Genomic DNA, 16,715 nt, shown 5'->3' on the forward strand with positions numbered 1-16,715 from the left:
GACGTGGGGCGCCCTACCGTCACCCGCTCCGGCTCTGCAACTGCTCCAGCAGCCGTTCGGCGGAGGGCAGGAGCCAGTCCGGTACCTCGTCCTCGGGAAGCGTCCGGGCCTCGCCGATCAGCGCGCGGACACGGTCCGCACCGGCTGCCGCGTCGCCCCGTTCCTGCTCCGTCCAGGCGGCGTTGTTCAGGCACTGGAACCAGTCCCGCAGGTGGTCGGGCCCGAGTTCCGCGTAGGTCCGGCAGGCCCGGTTCCACAACTCGATCTCCTCCCGGCGCAGTGCGTCGACCTCGGTCGGGTTCAGCGGTGCCGGGCCGGAGGGACCCGGCTCGTCGTCCCCGTCGGTCTCGTCGGCGGTGGCGACGTACCGGTCGAGCACCTGCGCCAGCTGGTGCCAGGTCTGGGCGAGTTCGGCCCGCAGGGCGGGGACTCCGGGGTCGGTTGCGAGCGCCGCCTCCAGGACCGCGGCGGCCTCCTCCATGCGGCGGCGGGCACCGCCCACCGTTGCGTCGGTGATCTCCTCGCGCAGGCCCAGCCAGGCCAGGGAGCGCAGCACCCGCACCTCGGCGACGGGATCCGAGTTCGTCCTGCGGTGCAGTTCCAGGGCCCGTTCGTAGGCGGCGACGGCCTCCCCGGCCAGCCCCGCGTCGTCCAGGGTGTCCGCCGCCGACTGCGCGAGGCTCGCCTGCGGACGGGGGTCCTCCCAGTTCCGGGTCACCTCCGCCGCCAGCAGGTACTGCTCCGCCGCGGGGCGCAGCTCGCCCAGGCGGCGCAGCAGGTCGCCCAGGAACTCCCGAACGAACACGGTCTGCTCGTCGCCGTGCTCCAGCAGGTCCGGCAGGGCCGACTGCAGCACCTCGGTGGCCTCGGCGGCGCGGTCGTCCCGTGCGTAGGACCTGGCCAGCAGCAGCCGGGCCTGGGCACCGCCGTCGGCGCCGGGACCGGCCCGGTCGAACCAGTGCGCAGCGGTCAGTGCGTGCGTCGCGGCCTCCTCCGCGTCGCCCCGGCGCAGCAGGATGTCGGCGAGGGTCAGCCGTACGGTGCCCTGCGCCTCGGCATCGGTCACCTCGGCCGCATGCTCCAGCCCGGCGCGCGCCGCCTGCTCTGCCTCGTCGGTGCGGTCCAGAGACATCAGCACCCCGGCGCTCAGCACCAAGGGGTCCACGGCCTGCCAGGGCCGACCCGCCGCGACCGCCCGAGCGGCGCTCGCCGCCAGCAACGGCAGGGCGCGTTCCGGGTCGCCCTGGGCCAGGGACACCCGGCCCAGCATCTCCTCGGCCTCCGCCACCAGGTCCGGCGCCGTGTCCTGGTGGACGGAGACGAAGTCGGTGAGTTCGGCGGCGAGTTCGGCATGACCGTGCGTGTGGTCGCCCTCATGTGAGGGGCCTTGGTGGTGGTGTCCGCCCGGCCCCGTGGTCTCCACCGTGCGCAGGTAGGACTCCAGGCGGATCGCGGACAGTTCCGCGAGGGCGATCCGCCGTGCCCGGAGCGGTTCGGTGGGGTCCAGTGCCTCGGCGGAGCGCAGGGCGGTGCGCAGGAGTTCACGGATCTCGGCGGGTGCGGCACCGGACTGGGCGGCCGCGCCGGCCAGGCGCAGCTCCGCGAGCGCCGCCCGCTCTGCCCGGCCCAGAGCCCGGTACTCGTCCCGGACGGCGGCCAGCAGTTCGCGCGCCTCCTGCGCCCCACGCCGCGCGGCGGCCAGCGCCTGCTGGTCGGCGAGGTCCGCGCGGACCAGCCGGTCCGTCTCCGGCCGGCCGTCCAGCCGGGCGGCGACCTCGGACCACAGGGCGTCCGCACCCGGATGTCCCAGGTCCCGGGCGTTGCGGGCCCGCGCCACGAGCTCGGCGAAGCCGGCGGGCGTCACCGTGTTCGCCCCCGTCTCCCCGGTCTTCCCGGACACGGAAGCGGTGCCGGAGCCGTCGGCGTCGGCGGTGGGGGAAGCCGGCCGGGGCAGCCCGGTACTGCGCACCCCCAAGGGCAGCTCCTCCGCCAGCGGCTCCCGGCCGACCCGCGCCAGGAACCGCTCCGAGACCCGGGTGGTGCCGTTGCGGGCGTCGAACTGCCCGGCGATGTCGAGGCAGCCGGTGTGCAGCACCTCGTACAGCTCGGAGACGGTGCGGGGGGTGCCCTCGTAGGGGACGGTCGGGAGATCCCCGTGTCCCAGTTCCTTCAGGCGGTGCAGCAGGACGAGGATGCCGCCGTGGAAGGCGAGTTGATCGTCGAGGTTGGCGAGCGGCGCGACGTGGGCGGCGTGTTCGTGCAGGATCTCCAGACCGCGCGAGGTGTTGCCGGTGAGTGCGCAGAACTCGATGTGCCGTCCCACCGACGGCAGCAGGCTCTCGTTGCCGCGGGCCATGCGGTAGCCGCGCAGGTGGTTCGCACGTGCCGTGTCGGTCCGGCCGAGCCGTAGCAGCGGCAGCAGTGAGGAGGCGAGCACGCGGTGCGGTTCCTCGGCGCACACCAGCTTCCCCGTCAGCACCGGCTCCCACAGGGTCAGGGCCTCGGCGTCGTCGCCGCGCAGGATCGCGTACTGGCCCTGGCCCCCGAGCTCGCAGGCCTGGCAGTCGCTCATGTCGTCGCGGTCGGCCGCCAGCCAGCTCCGGAACGCCCGCTCCGCGCGCGCGTCATCACCTGTCGCGTGGGCCAGCCACAGTTCGGCGTCGCGCACGGGCCGCTCGCTGTATCCGGCGAGCCGGTAGCGGCGCTCCATCTCCTCCAGCCAGCCGGTCGCCGACGCCAGCGAGATGCCGGGAGAGTCGGCGATGGCCGTCGCCACCCACTTGAACTGCCAGAACAGGGAGTGGGTCTCCCATTCGGAGAAGGCCGCCGGGTCCTTGTCGTACTCCTGGAGCAGGCGCGCGAAGGGCACGAGGATCTTCGGCGACTCGGAGCTGTAGAGGTAGGCGTTGATGAGGTTGTCCAGGGCCTCGCGGAACAGGGCCCGGTCGCCGTCGGCCTCGGCCGCACCGGCCAGGACCTCGGCGTGTGCGTTGCGTGCGGCGCCGTTCGGGGCTTCGCGGTTCTCGGCCAGTCCCCGCACGATCTCCTCGCGCGTCAGGGTCGTCACTTCTGCTCCTCCTCGCCGTCGTGGGCGTCGGTGGGGCGCCCGGTGGAGGGCGCGGTGGGGTGCGTCGCCCACTCCAGGAGCCCGAGGAAGGCCCGGTTGAGCAGGGCGGAGTCGGCGGGGCGCAGGGGCCGCTGGGACATCAGCAGGGCCTGCCCGTAGAGCGATTCGACGGCGGTGCCGGTCAGCGCCTCGTCCTGCAGGCCGGAGATCCGGCGGATCAGCGGATTGTTGTGGTTGAGGACCAGGCGGGCCCGGGGCGCGGATCCGCGCAGCGACCCGAGGATGCCGCTCCAGAGGGAGTCGGCACTCTCCAGCGCGGCGGTGCGGTCGCGCTCCTGGCGGGCCTGGCGGTCGTCCAGGTAGAGCGCGGGGACGGTGACGGGCTGGAAGGCGCGCAGCACCACGTCGCAGCTCTGGGGTTCGAGGCGGGTGCGTGCGGTGGCGAGGAAGGGCGCGAGCGCCAGTTCCGCCGCGGTGGGCACTGGGTCGAGCCGTTCGGTGACGGCCCCGGCGTCCAGTTCGGTCACCTTGAGTTCCGGCCGTACGGCGGGCAGCAGGGCAAGCAGGTCCGCGTCGTAGGTGTAGCCGGCGTTGATGACGCCGAGGCCGTGTGCCGCGGCGATCGGCGCGATCTGGCGGAACTCCTCGACGGTGCGGGTGAAGTGGATGTCGGTGTGCGCCGCCGCGAACTCCTGCAGGCTCATCGAACCGGCGCTGGTCTCGAACGGCAGCCACGGGAGCATCAGCCCGAGCAGTTCGGAGTCGTGGCGGGCCATGGACTTCACGCCGAGGTGGTGGACCCGCAGGAAGGCGGCCAGGCGTTCGGGGTCGCTGGCCGCGAGTTCGGCGAGCCAGCCGCGGATGCGTGCGCCGAGGGCTTCCCGGACGGCGGAGAGGGTCTCGTCGTCGTACAGGTTCTCGCGGGAGGCGGTGGGACGCAGGGTGTCGGTGTCGATGACGGCGCGGACGAAGAACGCCCAGTCCGGGAGGAGGTTGTCGGCCCGGTGGGTCAGCAGCATGCCCTTGAGGTGGACCCGGTGTCCGGCCCGGTGGGCGGGGCTGGTCGGGTCGGGCAGGACGTACGCGACGCCGCGGACACCGGCGACGGGCAGGTCGAGGTCGATGCTGTCGAGCGGGCTGAAGCCGAAGAGTCCCGCGCAGTGCCCGGCCAGGGCGACGCGGCGGGCGTCGGGGGTGGGGAAGGCGCGCTCCCACACGGCGGGCCGGTCGGTGACGGGGCGCGGTTCGCCGCCCTCGCCGTCGTCGAAGGTGATCTCGTGGGGGAGCAGGGAGCCGTAGTCGCGGGCCAGCTCCTCGACCTTGGCCGGGACGGTCCACTCGGCCGTCCCGGGCCGGGCCTCCAGGATGACCGTGGTGCCGGGCTCGGGGCGGGCCTCGTGGGGCAGTTCGCGCACCGTGTAGGAGCCGTCGTCCGTGGCCAGCCATTCCACCGGTGCAGCCTGCGGGTCGCGGGCGGAGCGGGTGACGACGCGGATCCGGCGGGCCACGACGAAGCATGCGAGCAGTCCGATGCCGAACTGTCCGAGGAAGTCGTGGCGGGTGGCTTCCAGGGCCCGGTCGTGGACCTCGTCCTCGCCGGCGCGCTTGGAGCTGCGGCCGATGGTGGCGAGGAAGGTGTGGGCCTCGGCGGCGGTCAGGCCGATGCCGCTGTCTTCGACGGTCACCCGGCCACCCGAGGCCGAGAGCCGGATGCGGACCTGTGCCTGCGGGTCGATCGCCCGGCGCGCGGTGACCGCGTCAATCGCGTTCTGCAGGAGTTCGCGCACGTAGACGCGCGGGCTGGAGTAGAGGTGGTGGGAGAGGAGGTCCACCAGGCCGCGCAGATCGACCTGGAAGCTGTGGGGCGCGGGCGTGGGCGGGGATGTGGGGGCGGACGTGGGTGTGGACGTCATGGGGCGTCACCTCGCGTGCGTGCGTGAAGGGTTCGGCGATCGCGAGGTCCCCCCCTCACTGATCCCGGAGTGGGACACACATTAGGGGGATGGTCCGACAAACTCCGCGCGATTTCAGGCGCCGGCGGAGCAAGGTGCCGACCGGGTCACGGGAAGCGCAGGAACTGCGGGGGTACGGCCTCCACCAGCCACACCCCGTTGGCGCTGATCCGGAAGACGTGCCCGGCCGCACGCATCGCCCCGGCGTCCACGCCGAGTACGAGGGGCCGGCCGCGGCGGGCGCCGACCCGGGTCGCGGTCTCGCGGTCGGGGGACAGGTGCACGTGGTGGCGGGCCATCGGGCGCAGGCCCTCGGCGCGGATCGAGTCGAGGGCCGCGGCCACGGTGCCGTGGTAGAGGTACGCCGGAGGCTCGGCCTCGGGCAGGTCCAGGTCCACGGCCACGGTGTGGCCCTGGCTGGCGCGGATGCGGGTGCCGTCGACGGCGAACCGCTGCTTGTCGTTGGCGGCCACGACGTGGTCGAGCTCGGCGCGGCTGACGGGGAAGCCGTGCGCGGCGGCGGCGCGCAGCAGGTCGTCGATCTCCACCCAGCCGTGGGGATCGAGCGTCAGTCCGATCCGTTCCGGTTGGTGCCGCAGGTGTTTCGCGACGTATTTGGAGACCTTCACGGTGCGTCTTTCGTCCATGAACCCCAGCGTGCCCGCTCCGCGGGCCCCTCGGCAGCCGATTTTTGCCGGCCGCCCGAGGTCGGAGGCCCTCTATCGTCATTCCAAGATGCGGAATATATTTTCCATTATCACTCTTGCCCTGGGGGGAACCCATGACAGCCCATACCTCTCTGCCACGCCGTGCGGCTGCCGAGCTGATCGGGACCGCCGGCCTGCTCGTGGTCGTGATCGGCTCCGGGCTCAAGGCCGCGGAGCTCAGCCCCGACACTGGTGTCGCCCTCATCGCCAACTCGTTCGTGTCGGCGATCGGCCTGGGCCTGATCATCACCCTCCTCGGCCCGCTGTCCGGGGCCCACCTCAACCCGGTGGTGACCCTCACCTCGTGGTGGGCCCGCCGCACCGGCGGTACGGGCCTCGGCGGCCGCGAGGTGTCCGTCTACGTCGCCGCCCAGACGGCCGGTGCCATCGGCGGCGCCGTGCTCGCGGAGGCCATGTTCGGCCGGACCCCGGGCACCTTCGCCACTCAGGTGCGCGACGGCGGGCACCTGCTCGTCGGCGAGGTGGTCGCCACCGCCGGCCTCGTCCTCGTGATCCAGGGTCTGGGGCGGATCGGGCGCGCCGGGCTGGTACCGGCAGCGGTGGCGGCGTACATCGCGGCCGCCATCTGGTTCACCTCCTCGGGCTCCTTCGCCAACCCGGCCGGCACCATCGGGCGCAGCTTCAGCGACTCCTTCACCGGCATCGCGCCCGGATCGCTGCCCGGCTTCCTCGCCGCCCAGCTGGCCGGCGGGATCCTCGGCCTGGCCCTGGCCGCCCTCCTCTACGGGACGGACGGCAAAACCGGACCGCAGCCGGGCGGAGCGGCCGTACCGGCCGGGCTCCCCGGGGTCGCCACGGTGGACGGTGAGGGGCCCGACAGGGCCGCGTACCGGACCGTGGGCTGAGACGCCTGCTCAGTTGCCCACAGGAAAGGGGCAGTTGTCCACAGCCGTTTGGGCGGGTTTTGACGGCAAACGCGTGATCCGCCCTGTGGAACCTGTGGACCGATCTCCGGTGGGTGCGCTACCGGCCGGCCCGGCGCGCCAGATCGTTCATCGTCCGGGCCTGCAGCTCCCGCTCGGTCGCGGCCCGCACGAACTCCGCCACGTGGTCCGCGCCGACCAGTTCCTGCACCGCCCGTACCGTCCCCGCCGGCAGCGCCACCGGGGAGGACCCCGTCGGCTGCGGCGTGCCGGCCGTCCCCAGGTGACGCTGGAGGTGCCGGGTCGCGAAGAGCCGCATGGCCCGCGCCAGCTCCGCGTCCACGGTCTGCTGCGCCAGCGGGCGCAGCCGCCGCACCATCGTCGCCGCCTCCGCGGCGTCCGCGTCCGTGGGCGGCACCTGCCCGAGGTAGCGCGCGAAGACGTGCTCGGTGGTGAACTCCAGGAACCGCGAGGCGATGTGCTCCACCTGGCCGCGCAGTTCCCGGAGGTGCCCGGTGATCGCCGCGAGCGGCACCCCGGCCGCGTACAGCTCGGCGGCCACCGCGAGCTCCTGCGGGGAGGGCACCAGGAACTGGTCCGGGCGCCCCGGGATCCGCTCGAGCACGCCCAGCTCGCAGGCCTCGCCCACCGCGTTGTCGTCCGGCAGGCCCCCGAACCGTTCGTTCAGCTCGTCCCGGCTGATCCGGGCCGCCTCCTCGTCGGTCCACGGCCCGTGCACCTCGGCGACCAGTCCCAGTACGCCGCCCAGCCCGCGCCCCGCGTCCCAGGCCTCCAGCAGTTCCTTGATGGAGGCCAGGGTGTAGCCCCGGTCCAGCAGGTCGGCGATCTGGCGCAGCCGCGCCAGATGCGTGTCCCGGTAGACGTTGGAGCGGCCCCGCCGCTCCGGCTTGGGCAGCAGACCGCGGTCCTGGTACGCGCGGATCGTGCGCACCGTCGCTCCGCTGTGGTGCGCCAGATCCTCGATCCGGTACTCGGCTACCGCCTGATCGGACAATCCCGGCTCCCTACGACATGGCGGCTCGGCAGCCCGCGCCGGCTGCGGCCCGGGCGGCAGGTGGCGCCGCAAGGTACTCGACCGCCCTGCGCAGCGAGACCTCCTGCGAGGGATGGTACGACTGCCGGAAGTAGCGGGATATGGCCGTGCCGGGCTCTCTCCACGGAGGTGGGACCACAGCCGCCTCCCCGCTCACAACCTGGGCTCCACCCGGGCGATGCGGCGCAGGGCGCTCGGCGCGAAACGGGACATCCACAAGGCCCCCTTGGACTCGGGCGTGACCGGCACGACCGCCTCGTTGCGGACCACGGCGCGCAGGATCGCGTCGGCCACCTTCTCCGGCGGGAAGTTGCGCAGGCCGTACAGCCGCGAGGAGCGCTCCTGGCGGCGCTTCTGCTCGGCCTCGTCCACCCCGGCGAAGCGCGAGGTGGCGGTGATGTTGGTGTTCACGATGCCGGGGCAGATCGCGGAGACACCGATGGACTGCGAGGCGAGCTCCGCGCGCAGGCACTCCGACAGCATCAGCACGGCGGCCTTCGAGGTGCTGTAGGCGGGCAGGGTGCGGGAGGGCAGATAGGCCGCGGCGGACGCGGTGTTGACGATGTGCCCGCCCTGGCCGCGCTCCGCCATCTGCCGACCGAAGATCCGGCAGCCGTGGATGACGCCCCACAGATTGACGTCCAGGACCTTCTTCCAGTCCTCCGCGGTGGTGTCGAGAAAGGCTCCGGACAGGCCGATACCGGCGTTGTTGACCAGGACGTCGACGATCCCGTACTCGGCGGCGACCTTCGCCGCCAGCTTCTCCATCGCCTGCTCGTCGCTGACGTCCACGCACTCCGCCCACGCCTCGGGGGCGCCGACGAGCCGGGCCATGTCGGCCGTGCGGGCCGCGCCCTCCGCGTCGCGGTCCACGGCCACCACCCGCGCCCCGGCCTCGGCGAAGGCGAAGGCGGTGGCCCGGCCGATGCCGCTGGCCGCTCCGGTGACCAGGACCAGCTGGCCGCCGAACCGCTCGGCGTACCTGGCCGGTGCCTTCGGCCGGGGCGCCCGCGCGGCCGGCTCCTCCCGGGCCGTGACGAACTCGGTGATCCAGGCAGCCAGCTGGTCCGGCCGGGTCCGGGGGACCCAGTGCTTGGCCGGCAGGGTCCGGCGCAGCAGGTCCGGGGCCCACCGCTCCAGACCGTCGTAGAGCCGCTCGGACAGGAACGCGTCCCCGGTCGGGGTGATCAGCTGCACCGGTACGTGGGCGTAGGCGTCGGAGCGCGGCCGGCGCAGCCTCGGCCGTACGTTGTCGCGGTAGAGCCAGGCGCCGTGCGCCGCGTCCGACGGCAGCGACGCCGTCGGGTAGGAGCCGGCCGATACCTTCTCGACGCGCTGCAGCATCGCGGGCCACCTCTTCCCGAGCGGTCCGCGCCAGGCCAGCTCCGGCAGCACGGGCGTGTGCAGCATGTAGACGTACCAGGACTTGGCGCCCTGTCCGAGGAGCTGCGCCGCCGCCCGCGGGGTCGGCCGCGCCGTGCGCTGCTTGATCCAGTGCCCGAAGTGGTCCAGGGAGGGCCCCGACATCGAGGTGAACGACGCGATCCGGCCCTCCGTGCGGCCGACCGTCGCGAACTCCCAGCCCTGTACGGAACCCCAGTCGTGGCCCACCAGGTGCACCGGCCGGTCCGGACTGACGGCGTCCGCGACCGCGAGGAAGTCGTCGGTCAGCTTCTCCAGGGTGAACCCGCCGCGCAGCGGCTGCGGCGAGGTGGAGCGCCCGTGGCCGCGTACGTCGTAGAGCACCACGTGGAAGCGGGTCGCGAGCCGTTCGGCGACCTCCGTCCACACTTCCTTGCTGTCCGGATAGCCGTGCACCAGCATCACGGTCGGGCGGCCCCTCTCGCCGAGTTCGACCACGCACAACTCGATCCCGCCGGTGCGCACCCACTGCTCCCGCGCACCCGCGAGCTCCGCCGCCCCTGCTCCGCTCACGCCGCTCATGCTGCCTTCTCCTCCTCGGCCCAGCGCCGCACGTGCGGCAGGTCGTCGTCCAGCCAGAACGCGCTCTCCTCGGGGTCCCGGGAGTCGGTGACCACCAGGATCTCCTCGAACTTCGCGCCGGTCCCCCGGAAGCCGAGATGCGGCTCCACCGCCCACAGGCCGGGCTGCGGCGGGTGGTCGGAGAAGTGGTACGGGCTCCACAGCGGGGACCAGCCCTCACGGTGCCCGTGCAGGGCGTCACTGGCCAGTCCCTTGAGGGACTGGGTGCCGAAACCGAACACCGTCGGGGACCAGCGCCGCTCCCTCACCCGGTCGATCTTGTGGGCGATCACGCCGAAGGGATAGGCGCGGTGCCGGTTGGCGTACCCCTGCCGGTTCATCAGCCGTTCGACGTCCTCGTAGATCTCGCGCAGGGAGCGGCGCTCGCGCACCTGCTCCAGGATCAGCGTCCGGTGCGCCCTCAGATCGGACATGAGGCGGTCCTGCACCGGATTCAGGCCGAGGCTGCCCGAGTAGCCGATGTCGGCTGAGAAGCCCTTGTAGACCGGTGCCATGTCGAGGATGAACGGCATCCCCGGCTCCAGCCGCCGGTTGGTCGGGAAGAACTGCAGCGGGATGCGGAAGTCGGCGAAGGCGGTGCGGTCCCCGAACCAGGCGAACGGCAGGTGGAACCAGTCCCGGACGCCGCGGTCGCGCAGCCATGCGCGCTGCATGCGGGCGGCCTCGCGCTCGGTGACTCCGGGACGCAGCTGTGCCGCGACCGCCTCGGCGCACTCGTACGAGAGGCGCTGTACCTCTCTGAAGCCGCTCAGGTCGGCGTAAGGACGTCCGGAGCCCCGCCCGGAGTGCGGTCCGGGGTGTCGCGCGGTGCGTTGCCTGGTGTCCCCAGCCATGTCAGCCGTCCATCCGTAGAGCCGTGCGCGCCCGTAAGTTGACACTGATGAATGTGACAATGGCCGGAGATCACGTCAAGGGCCGTGCACGGACCTGTGGACAAAGTTGTCCGGTCCACATCAGCCTCCAGTACGGGTATGTACGCCGGAAGGCGGAGACCGGATCCAGCTCCAGGTCTGACGCCTGGCGGGAGCCACACCACTAACGTCGGTTCCGTGACCGTCATCGCGACTGAAAGCCTGAGCAAGCGGTACCCCCGAGTGACCGCCCTCGACCGGCTCTCCCTGGACATCGGACCCGGCGTGACCGGGCTCGTGGGCGCCAACGGAGCCGGCAAGTCCACGCTGATCAAGATTCTGCTGGGACTGTCCCCCGCCACCGAGGGCAGCGCCGCCGTGCTCGGCCTCGACGTCCATACGCATGGCAGCGCCATCCGTGAACGCGTCGGGTACATGCCCGAGCACGACTGCCTGCCACCTGACGTCTCGGCCACCGAGTTCGTCGTCCACATGGCGCGCATGTCCGGACTGCCGCCGACCGCGGCCCGCGAGCGCACCGCCGACACCCTGCGCCACGTCGGGCTGTACGAGGAGCGCTACCGCCCCATCGGGGGCTACTCCACCGGCATGAAGCAGCGCGTCAAGCTCGCCCAGGCACTCGTCCACGACCCCCAGCTGGTCCTCCTCGACGAGCCGACCAACGGCCTGGACCCGGTCGGGCGCGACGAGATGCTCGGCCTGATCCGCCGCGTCTACACCGACTTCGGCATCTCCGTCCTGGTGACCTCCCACCTCCTCGGTGAGCTGGAGCGGACGTGCGACCACGTCGTGGTCGTCGACGGCGGCAAGCTGCTGCGCTCCAGTTCCACGAGCGACTTCACCCAGACCACCGCGACCCTCGCGGTCGAGGTCACCGACTCTGACGCCCACCCGGACGGCACCGCCGCCCTGCGCAAGGCCCTCACCGAGGCGGGGCTCACCCTGCACGCCGGCGAGGAGCAGGGCCTGCCCGGAGCAGGCCACATCCTCCTCGTCGAGGCCACCGGCGAGCACACCTACGACACCGTCCGCGACACCGTCGCCGAGCTGGGGATCGGCCTGGTCCGCATGGAACAGCGCCGCCACCACATCGCGGAGGTCTTCCGTGACAACGACCAGCCCGCGTACACCGCTCAGCAGAAGGGAGCCGGTTCCGATGGCGCCTGAGACGTCGACGCAGATCCACAACATCGGCTACCGGTCCTACGACGGACCGCGGCTCGGCCGCGCCTACGCCCGCACGTCGCTGTTCTCGCAGTCCCTGCGCGGCGCCTACGGGCTCGGCCGGTCCGCCAAGTCCAAGGTCCTCCCGATGCTGCTCTTCGCGGTGATGTGCGTTCCGGCGCTGATCATCGTCGCGGTGGCCATCGCGGTGCCCGGCTCCACGGACCTGCCGATCAAGTACACGACGTACGCCCTGACCACCCAGGTGATCATCGGCCTGTACCTCGCCTCCCAGGCGCCGCAGTCCGTCTCGCGCGACCTGCGCTTCAAGACGGTCCCGCTCTACTTCTCGCGGCCCATCGAGCGCGTCGACTACGTCGTCGCCAAGTACGCGGCCATGGCCTCGGCCATGTTCATCCTCACGGCGACCCCGCTGCTGATCATGTGGATCGGCGCACTCCTGGCGAAGTTCGACTTCGTCGACCAGACCAAGGGATTCGGGCAAGGAATCGTGTCGGTTCTGCTGCTGTCGCTGCTCTTCTCCGGGATCGGTCTGGTGATGGCCGCGCTCACCCCGCGCCGCGGGTTCGGCGTCGCGGCGATCATCGCGGTCCTTCTGATCCCCTACGGGGCGGTCACCGCGGTGCAGGGCATCGCCTACAGCACGGGGAACCCGGGAGCCATCGACTGGCTGGGCCTGTTCTCCCCGATCACCCTGATCGACGGCGTGCAGACCGCGTTCCTCGGCGCCACCTCCGCCTTCCCCGGCGGTGAGGGCCCCTCGGCCGGCACCGGCATCGTCTACCTGCTCGTCGCCCTCGGCCTGATCGCCGGCTCCTACGCCGCCCTGATGGCCCGCTACCGGAAGGCCGGGCTGTGACCACCATCGACATCGACCACACCTCCCGCTGGTTCGGGAACGTCGTCGCCGTCAACGACGTGACCATGCGCATCGGTCCCGGCGTCACCGGACTGCTGGGCCCCAACGGCGCGGGCAAGTCCACGCTCATCAACATGATGGGCGGATTCCTCGCCCCCTCAACGGGCACCGTCACCCTCGACGGCGCTCCGATCTGGCGCAACGAGCAGATCTACAAGCAGGTGGGCGTGGTGCCCGAGCGCGAGGCGATGTACGACTTCCTCACCGGCCGTGAGTTCGTCGTCGCCAACGCCGAACTCCACGGCCTCGACGACGCGGCTGCGCAGCGCGCACTGGCCACCGTCGAGATGGAGTACGCGCAGGACCGCAAGATCTCCACCTACTCCAAGGGCATGCGCCAGCGCGTGAAGATGGCGTCCGCCCTCGTCCACGACCCGTCCGTGCTCCTCCTGGACGAGCCGTTCAACGGCATGGACCCCCGTCAGCGCATGCAGCTGATGGACCTGCTGCGCCGCATGGGCGACGAAGGACGCACCGTCCTGTTCTCCTCCCACATCCTGGAGGAGGTCGAGCAGCTCGCCTCCCACATCGAGGTGGTCGTGGCCGGACGGCACGCCGCCTCCGGCGACTTCCGCAAGATCCGCCGCCTGATGACGGACCGCCCGCACCGCTACCTCATCCGCTCCTCCGACGACCGGGCCCTCGCGGCGGCCCTGATCGCCGACCCCTCCACGGCCGGCATCGAGGTCGACCTCAAGGAGGGTGCGCTGCGCATCCAGGCCGTCGACTTCGGCCGCTTCACCGAGCTGCTGCCCGTCGTGGCCCGACAGCACGGCGTCCGGCTGCTGACGGTCTCGCCCTCCGACGAGTCCCTCGAGTCGGTCTTCTCCTACCTCGTCACGGCCTGAAAGGAGCTGGCACCCATGTACAACCCCACCGTCGCCCGGCTCACCTACCGGGCCCTGCTCGGCCGGCGTCGCGCGCTGATCCTCTTCGCACTCCCCGCCCTGCTGATCGTCATCGCCGGGGTCGTCCGTGCCTTCGTCGGTGTGGACGACAAGGTCGCTGCGGATCTCCTCGGGGGATTCGCCCTCGCCACGATGGTCCCGCTGATCGGCGTGATCGCGGGCACCGGCGCCATCGGTCCCGAGATCGACGACGGCTCCATCGTCTACCTGCTGGCCAAGCCGGTGAAGCGGCCGACGATCATCATGACCAAGCTGATCGTGGCCATCGCCGTCACCATGGCCTTCTCCGCGATCCCCACCCTGATCGCCGGATTCATCCTCAACGGCAACGGCCAGCAGATCGCCGTCGCCTACACGATCGCCGCACTCGTGGCCTCGATCGCCTACAGCGCACTGTTCCTGCTGCTGGGCACGGTCAGCCGGCACGCGGTCGTCTTCGGCTTGGTCTACGCCCTGATCTGGGAGTCGCTCTTCGGCAGCCTGGTCTCGGGTGCCAAGACCCTGAGCGTGCAGCAGTGGGCCCTGGCCCTGGCCGAGAAGGTCGCCGGAGAGGGCTACGTGGACGCCACCGTGGCACTGCCCACGGCCTCGGTCCTGCTCGTCGTGGTCACCGTCGGAGCGACTGCCTACGCGGGTCAGAAGCTGCGCCGTCTCACCCTGGCCGGCGAGGAGTAGGCCCGGCCCCGGTAGTCGCGCCCCAGTGCCCCGCCCGGCCCATCGGCCGGGCGGGGCACAGCTTTGCGGGTCATCATCGGTGCATGAGCGAGCGAACCGACCCGGAGCCTTCCCGGCCCCTGCGGTCCTGGATACGTTCCTCGCCCGGAACGCACATCTGGCTGTTGATCATCGCCGTGACCAGCGTCGTCGTCGCGATAGCCCCGGACCAGGTGGACCGGGTCCTGCTCCACCGCAACAGCAGCAACATCCACCAGCTGGTCCAGCACCCCGTCCGGGCGCTCATCAGCAGCGCCTTCTGGATAGCCAACCCAGCGTCGCTGGCCCTCTACGCCGTGCTCTTCGAGGTGTTCCACGCTCCCGTCGAGCGTTGGCTCGGCACCCTGCGCTGGTTCGCGATCGTGGCCACCGCCCATGTCGTCGCCACCCTGATCAGCCAGAAAGTCCTTCTGACGGCCATCCAGGACCACCGCGCCCCGCGCAGCATGACCCACGTCGTCGACATCGGCGTCAGCTACGGCCTCGCCGCATCCATCGGGGTCCTCACCTACCGGCTCCCCCATCCCTGGCGATGGCTCTACCTCGCCGGCGCGATCGCCTTCTTCGGGATCCCCCTCGCCACCGGCGGCACCTTCACCGACCTCGGCCATGCCATCGCGCTGTCCGTGGGGCTGCTTGCCTGGCCGCTCACGCGCCACGTTGTTTCACGTGAAACACCGCCTGTTTCACGTGAAACGTGACCAGGCGCGTCACTCAGCCGGCCTCCGCCCTGACGATGCCGTGCTCCCATGCCCACGCGGCGATCCCCACCCGGTTCCTGGCCCCGGTCTTGGCCTGGACGTTCGCGATGTGGGTCTTGGCGGTGCCCGCCGTGATGAACAGCTCCGCGCCGATTTCGGCGTTGGTGAGCCCCCGCGCCACCAGCCGAACGATGTCCAGTTCCCGCTCTGTGAGCGGGTGGATCACGGGCCGGGATTCCGGAACGGGCTGCGTCAGCCGGCTCAGCAGGCGCACCGTGATCTGCGGACTGATCAGGGTGTCCCCCGCCATCGCGGCCCGTACGCCCTCGATGAGCAGCGTCGGCCCGGACCGCTTCAGCAGAAAGCCGCAGGCGCCGTTCCGCAGTGCGGTGTGGACGTACTCGTCGAGGTCGAAGGTGGTCACCACCACCACCCGCGTCTCGGGCGCCAGCAGTCGGGTCACCTCCAGCCCGTCGAGCCGTGGCATCCGGATGTCCGCGAGCACCACGTCCGGCCGCAGCCGCCGGGCCAGCGCGACCGCACTCTCGCCGTCCGCCGCCTCCGCCACGACGGTCATGTCCGGCTGCGAATCGAGGATCAACCGGAAGCCGCTGCGGATGTCCTCTTGGTCGTCGGCTATCAGGATGCGAGTGGTCACGCCGACATGATCACCTGCGGGCGTCCTCCCGCACCGGGAAGACGGCGCAAACCCGCCACCCCCCGTACCCGTCCGCCTCCGCCCGCAGGGTTCCACCCGCCGCCTCCACCCGTGCGCGCAGACCCGCCAGCCCGGTACCGCCCCGCCTGCGGCGGGGCAGCAGCCCGGCCCCGCCGCGCGGAGCCGCGGAGTTGGTCACGCTCAGCTCGGTGCCTACGTCGGTCCGGCGTACGCAGACCCGGACCTCAGTCGCCCCGGGGGCGTGCCGGCGTACGTTCGTCAGCGCCTCGACCGCCACTCGGTACGCGGTGGTGTCCGCCTCCCGTGACAGCTTCCCCACGGCCACGGGGTCGGAGTCCAGGGCCCCGCCCTCGAACCGCTCCACCAGCTCCGGCAGCCGGGCCAGCCCCGGAACGGGAGCCGTCGGCCCGGCCGCGGCCTCCTGCAGCGCGTGCACGGTGCGGTCCATGGAAGCCAGCGCGCTCAGCCCCGCCGTCTCGATCCGCTCCAGCGCGCGGACCGCCTGCCCGGGGTCCTGCGCGGCCACGAACCGAGCGGCCTGTGCCTGCACCACGATGGCGCTGACGTCGTGCGCCACGAAGTCGTGCAGGTCCCGGGCCAGTTCCAGTTGCTGATCGCGCCGCGCATCCCGGACGGCCCGCTCCATCCGATTCGCCTGGCGGCGCAGGTAGCCGCCGGCCAGTACCGCCCCGAGCGCCGGGACGGCCCAGAAGCCCGCCACCCCGCAGCGCTCCAGCCACGATCCGCTCTCCCACACCAGCGGCACCGGCCACACCGAGACCGCGACCACGCCGAGCACACCCGCGACCGCCCCCGGACGCAACGGCGCCCAGCGGGCCACCACGGCGAGCAGCAGGAGCAGCACGCCCGCCCAGACCAGCAGCCACGTCGCGGGCACCCCCAGGAGGGTCCCGGCGATCCCGGCGAGCGCGGCCGAAGCCAGTAACGGGGCCCACACAGCACGCAGGTTGACGCTCATGCGCCGACCCTACGAGCGCCGGCCGCCGCCCGGCCATCTCCCGTTCGGCCGACCCGCGGGCCCGGCGATGCCCACCGGACCTGCTGATCG

At 72.0% G+C, this 16,715-nt stretch carries 14 protein-coding genes and 1 pseudogene; 6 read left to right on the forward strand and 9 right to left on the reverse strand.

Features of this window, described 5'->3' with window-relative positions:
- Positions 1–19: 19 nt before the first annotated feature.
- The 3 genes from AC2RP6_RS20705 to AC2RP6_RS20715 all read right to left on the reverse strand — a co-directional run bounded on the left by AC2RP6_RS20705 (position 20) and on the right by AC2RP6_RS20715 (position 5,666).
- Complete coding sequence (locus AC2RP6_RS20705) at positions 20–3,067, reverse strand: tetratricopeptide repeat protein (protein ID WP_486447538.1); 3,048 nt, start codon at positions 3,065–3,067, stop codon at positions 20–22.
- The gene (locus AC2RP6_RS20710) at positions 3,064–4,980 is read right to left on the reverse strand and encodes an HSP90 family protein (protein ID WP_486447539.1); all 1,917 of its coding nucleotides are present in this window, start codon (positions 4,978–4,980) and stop codon (positions 3,064–3,066) included. The genes AC2RP6_RS20705 and AC2RP6_RS20710 overlap by 4 nt, the downstream gene beginning before the upstream one ends.
- A gap of 146 nt (positions 4,981–5,126) precedes the next feature.
- A complete protein-coding gene (locus tag AC2RP6_RS20715; protein ID WP_486447540.1) occupies positions 5,127–5,666 on the reverse strand; it encodes an RNA 2'-phosphotransferase in 540 nt (179 codons plus the stop codon).
- A 134-nt stretch (positions 5,667–5,800) separates the two neighbouring features.
- Between AC2RP6_RS20715 and AC2RP6_RS20720 the strand changes: the two genes are divergently transcribed.
- Positions 5,801–6,592 (forward strand): aquaporin, encoded by a 792-nt coding sequence (locus tag AC2RP6_RS20720; RefSeq protein WP_486447541.1) that lies wholly within the window; start codon positions 5,801–5,803, stop codon positions 6,590–6,592.
- Positions 6,593–6,710: 118 nt separating this feature from the next.
- On the opposite strand, the gene AC2RP6_RS20725 is transcribed toward AC2RP6_RS20720, so the two are convergent.
- From AC2RP6_RS20725 to AC2RP6_RS20740, 4 genes and pseudogenes are all read right to left on the reverse strand, one after another.
- Positions 6,711–7,625, reverse strand: a complete 915-nt coding sequence (locus AC2RP6_RS20725) for a MerR family transcriptional regulator (RefSeq protein WP_486447542.1) — start codon at positions 7,623–7,625, stop codon at positions 6,711–6,713.
- A 10-nt stretch (positions 7,626–7,635) separates the two neighbouring features.
- A pseudogene (locus AC2RP6_RS20730) lies at positions 7,636–7,794 on the reverse strand (metal-dependent hydrolase); the annotation flags it as partial.
- Between the two features lie 23 nt (positions 7,795–7,817).
- Entirely contained in the window at positions 7,818–9,608 is a 1,791-nt protein-coding gene (locus tag AC2RP6_RS20735) for an SDR family oxidoreductase (RefSeq protein WP_486447543.1), read from the reverse strand.
- The gene (locus tag AC2RP6_RS20740; protein ID WP_486447544.1) at positions 9,605–10,501 is read right to left on the reverse strand and encodes a M24 family metallopeptidase; all 897 of its coding nucleotides are present in this window, start codon (positions 10,499–10,501) and stop codon (positions 9,605–9,607) included. The genes AC2RP6_RS20735 and AC2RP6_RS20740 overlap by 4 nt, the downstream gene beginning before the upstream one ends.
- A 216-nt stretch (positions 10,502–10,717) precedes the next feature.
- On the opposite strand from AC2RP6_RS20740, the gene AC2RP6_RS20745 reads away from it, so the two are divergent.
- From AC2RP6_RS20745 to AC2RP6_RS20765, 5 genes are all read left to right on the forward strand, one after another.
- Positions 10,718–11,707 carry an ABC transporter ATP-binding protein gene (locus tag AC2RP6_RS20745; protein WP_486447545.1) on the forward strand — a complete coding sequence of 330 codons (990 nt, stop codon included), beginning with the start codon at positions 10,718–10,720 and terminating at the stop codon, positions 11,705–11,707.
- Entirely contained in the window at positions 11,697–12,584 is an 888-nt protein-coding gene (locus AC2RP6_RS20750; RefSeq protein WP_486447546.1) for an ABC transporter permease, read from the forward strand. Before AC2RP6_RS20745 ends, AC2RP6_RS20750 begins: the two co-directional genes overlap by 11 nt.
- Positions 12,581–13,492 (forward strand): ABC transporter ATP-binding protein, encoded by a 912-nt coding sequence (locus tag AC2RP6_RS20755; RefSeq protein WP_486447547.1) that lies wholly within the window; start codon positions 12,581–12,583, stop codon positions 13,490–13,492. Before AC2RP6_RS20750 ends, AC2RP6_RS20755 begins: the two co-directional genes overlap by 4 nt.
- A 15-nt stretch (positions 13,493–13,507) precedes the next feature.
- The gene (locus AC2RP6_RS20760) at positions 13,508–14,227 is read left to right on the forward strand and encodes an ABC transporter permease (protein WP_486447548.1); all 720 of its coding nucleotides are present in this window, start codon (positions 13,508–13,510) and stop codon (positions 14,225–14,227) included.
- Between the two features lie 83 nt (positions 14,228–14,310).
- A complete protein-coding gene (locus AC2RP6_RS20765) occupies positions 14,311–14,967 on the forward strand; it encodes a rhomboid-like protein (RefSeq protein ID WP_486447549.1) in 657 nt (218 codons plus the stop codon).
- Between the two features lie 13 nt (positions 14,968–14,980).
- Here the strand turns inward: AC2RP6_RS20765 and AC2RP6_RS20770 are convergent, their stop codons facing one another.
- Together AC2RP6_RS20770 and AC2RP6_RS20775 are read right to left on the reverse strand one after the other, a co-directional pair.
- Positions 14,981–15,625, reverse strand: a complete 645-nt coding sequence (locus tag AC2RP6_RS20770; RefSeq protein WP_486447550.1) for a response regulator — start codon at positions 15,623–15,625, stop codon at positions 14,981–14,983.
- A 10-nt stretch (positions 15,626–15,635) separates the two neighbouring features.
- Complete coding sequence (locus AC2RP6_RS20775; protein ID WP_486447551.1) at positions 15,636–16,625, reverse strand: sensor histidine kinase; 990 nt, start codon at positions 16,623–16,625, stop codon at positions 15,636–15,638.
- Between the last annotated feature and the right edge of the window lie 90 nt (positions 16,626–16,715).

This window comes from Streptomyces sp. WAC03905, from assembly GCF_057371075.1.

Coding starts and splice junctions, on each gene's coding strand:
- AC2RP6_RS20750 (WP_486447546.1), top strand. CDS start 11,697: ATGGCGCCTGAGACGTCGACGCAGATCCACAACATCGGCTACCGGTCC.
- AC2RP6_RS20710 (WP_486447539.1), bottom strand. CDS start 4,980: ATGACGTCCACACCCACGTCCGCCCCCACATCCCCGCCCACGCCCGCG.
- AC2RP6_RS20720 (WP_486447541.1), top strand. CDS start 5,801: ATGACAGCCCATACCTCTCTGCCACGCCGTGCGGCTGCCGAGCTGATC.
- AC2RP6_RS20735 (WP_486447543.1), bottom strand. CDS start 9,608: ATGAGCGGCGTGAGCGGAGCAGGGGCGGCGGAGCTCGCGGGTGCGCGG.
- AC2RP6_RS20760 (WP_486447548.1), top strand. CDS start 13,508: ATGTACAACCCCACCGTCGCCCGGCTCACCTACCGGGCCCTGCTCGGC.
- AC2RP6_RS20715 (WP_486447540.1), bottom strand. CDS start 5,666: ATGGACGAAAGACGCACCGTGAAGGTCTCCAAATACGTCGCGAAACAC.
- AC2RP6_RS20765 (WP_486447549.1), top strand. CDS start 14,311: ATGAGCGAGCGAACCGACCCGGAGCCTTCCCGGCCCCTGCGGTCCTGG.
- AC2RP6_RS20775 (WP_486447551.1), bottom strand. CDS start 16,625: ATGAGCGTCAACCTGCGTGCTGTGTGGGCCCCGTTACTGGCTTCGGCC.
- AC2RP6_RS20740 (WP_486447544.1), bottom strand. CDS start 10,501: ATGGCTGGGGACACCAGGCAACGCACCGCGCGACACCCCGGACCGCAC.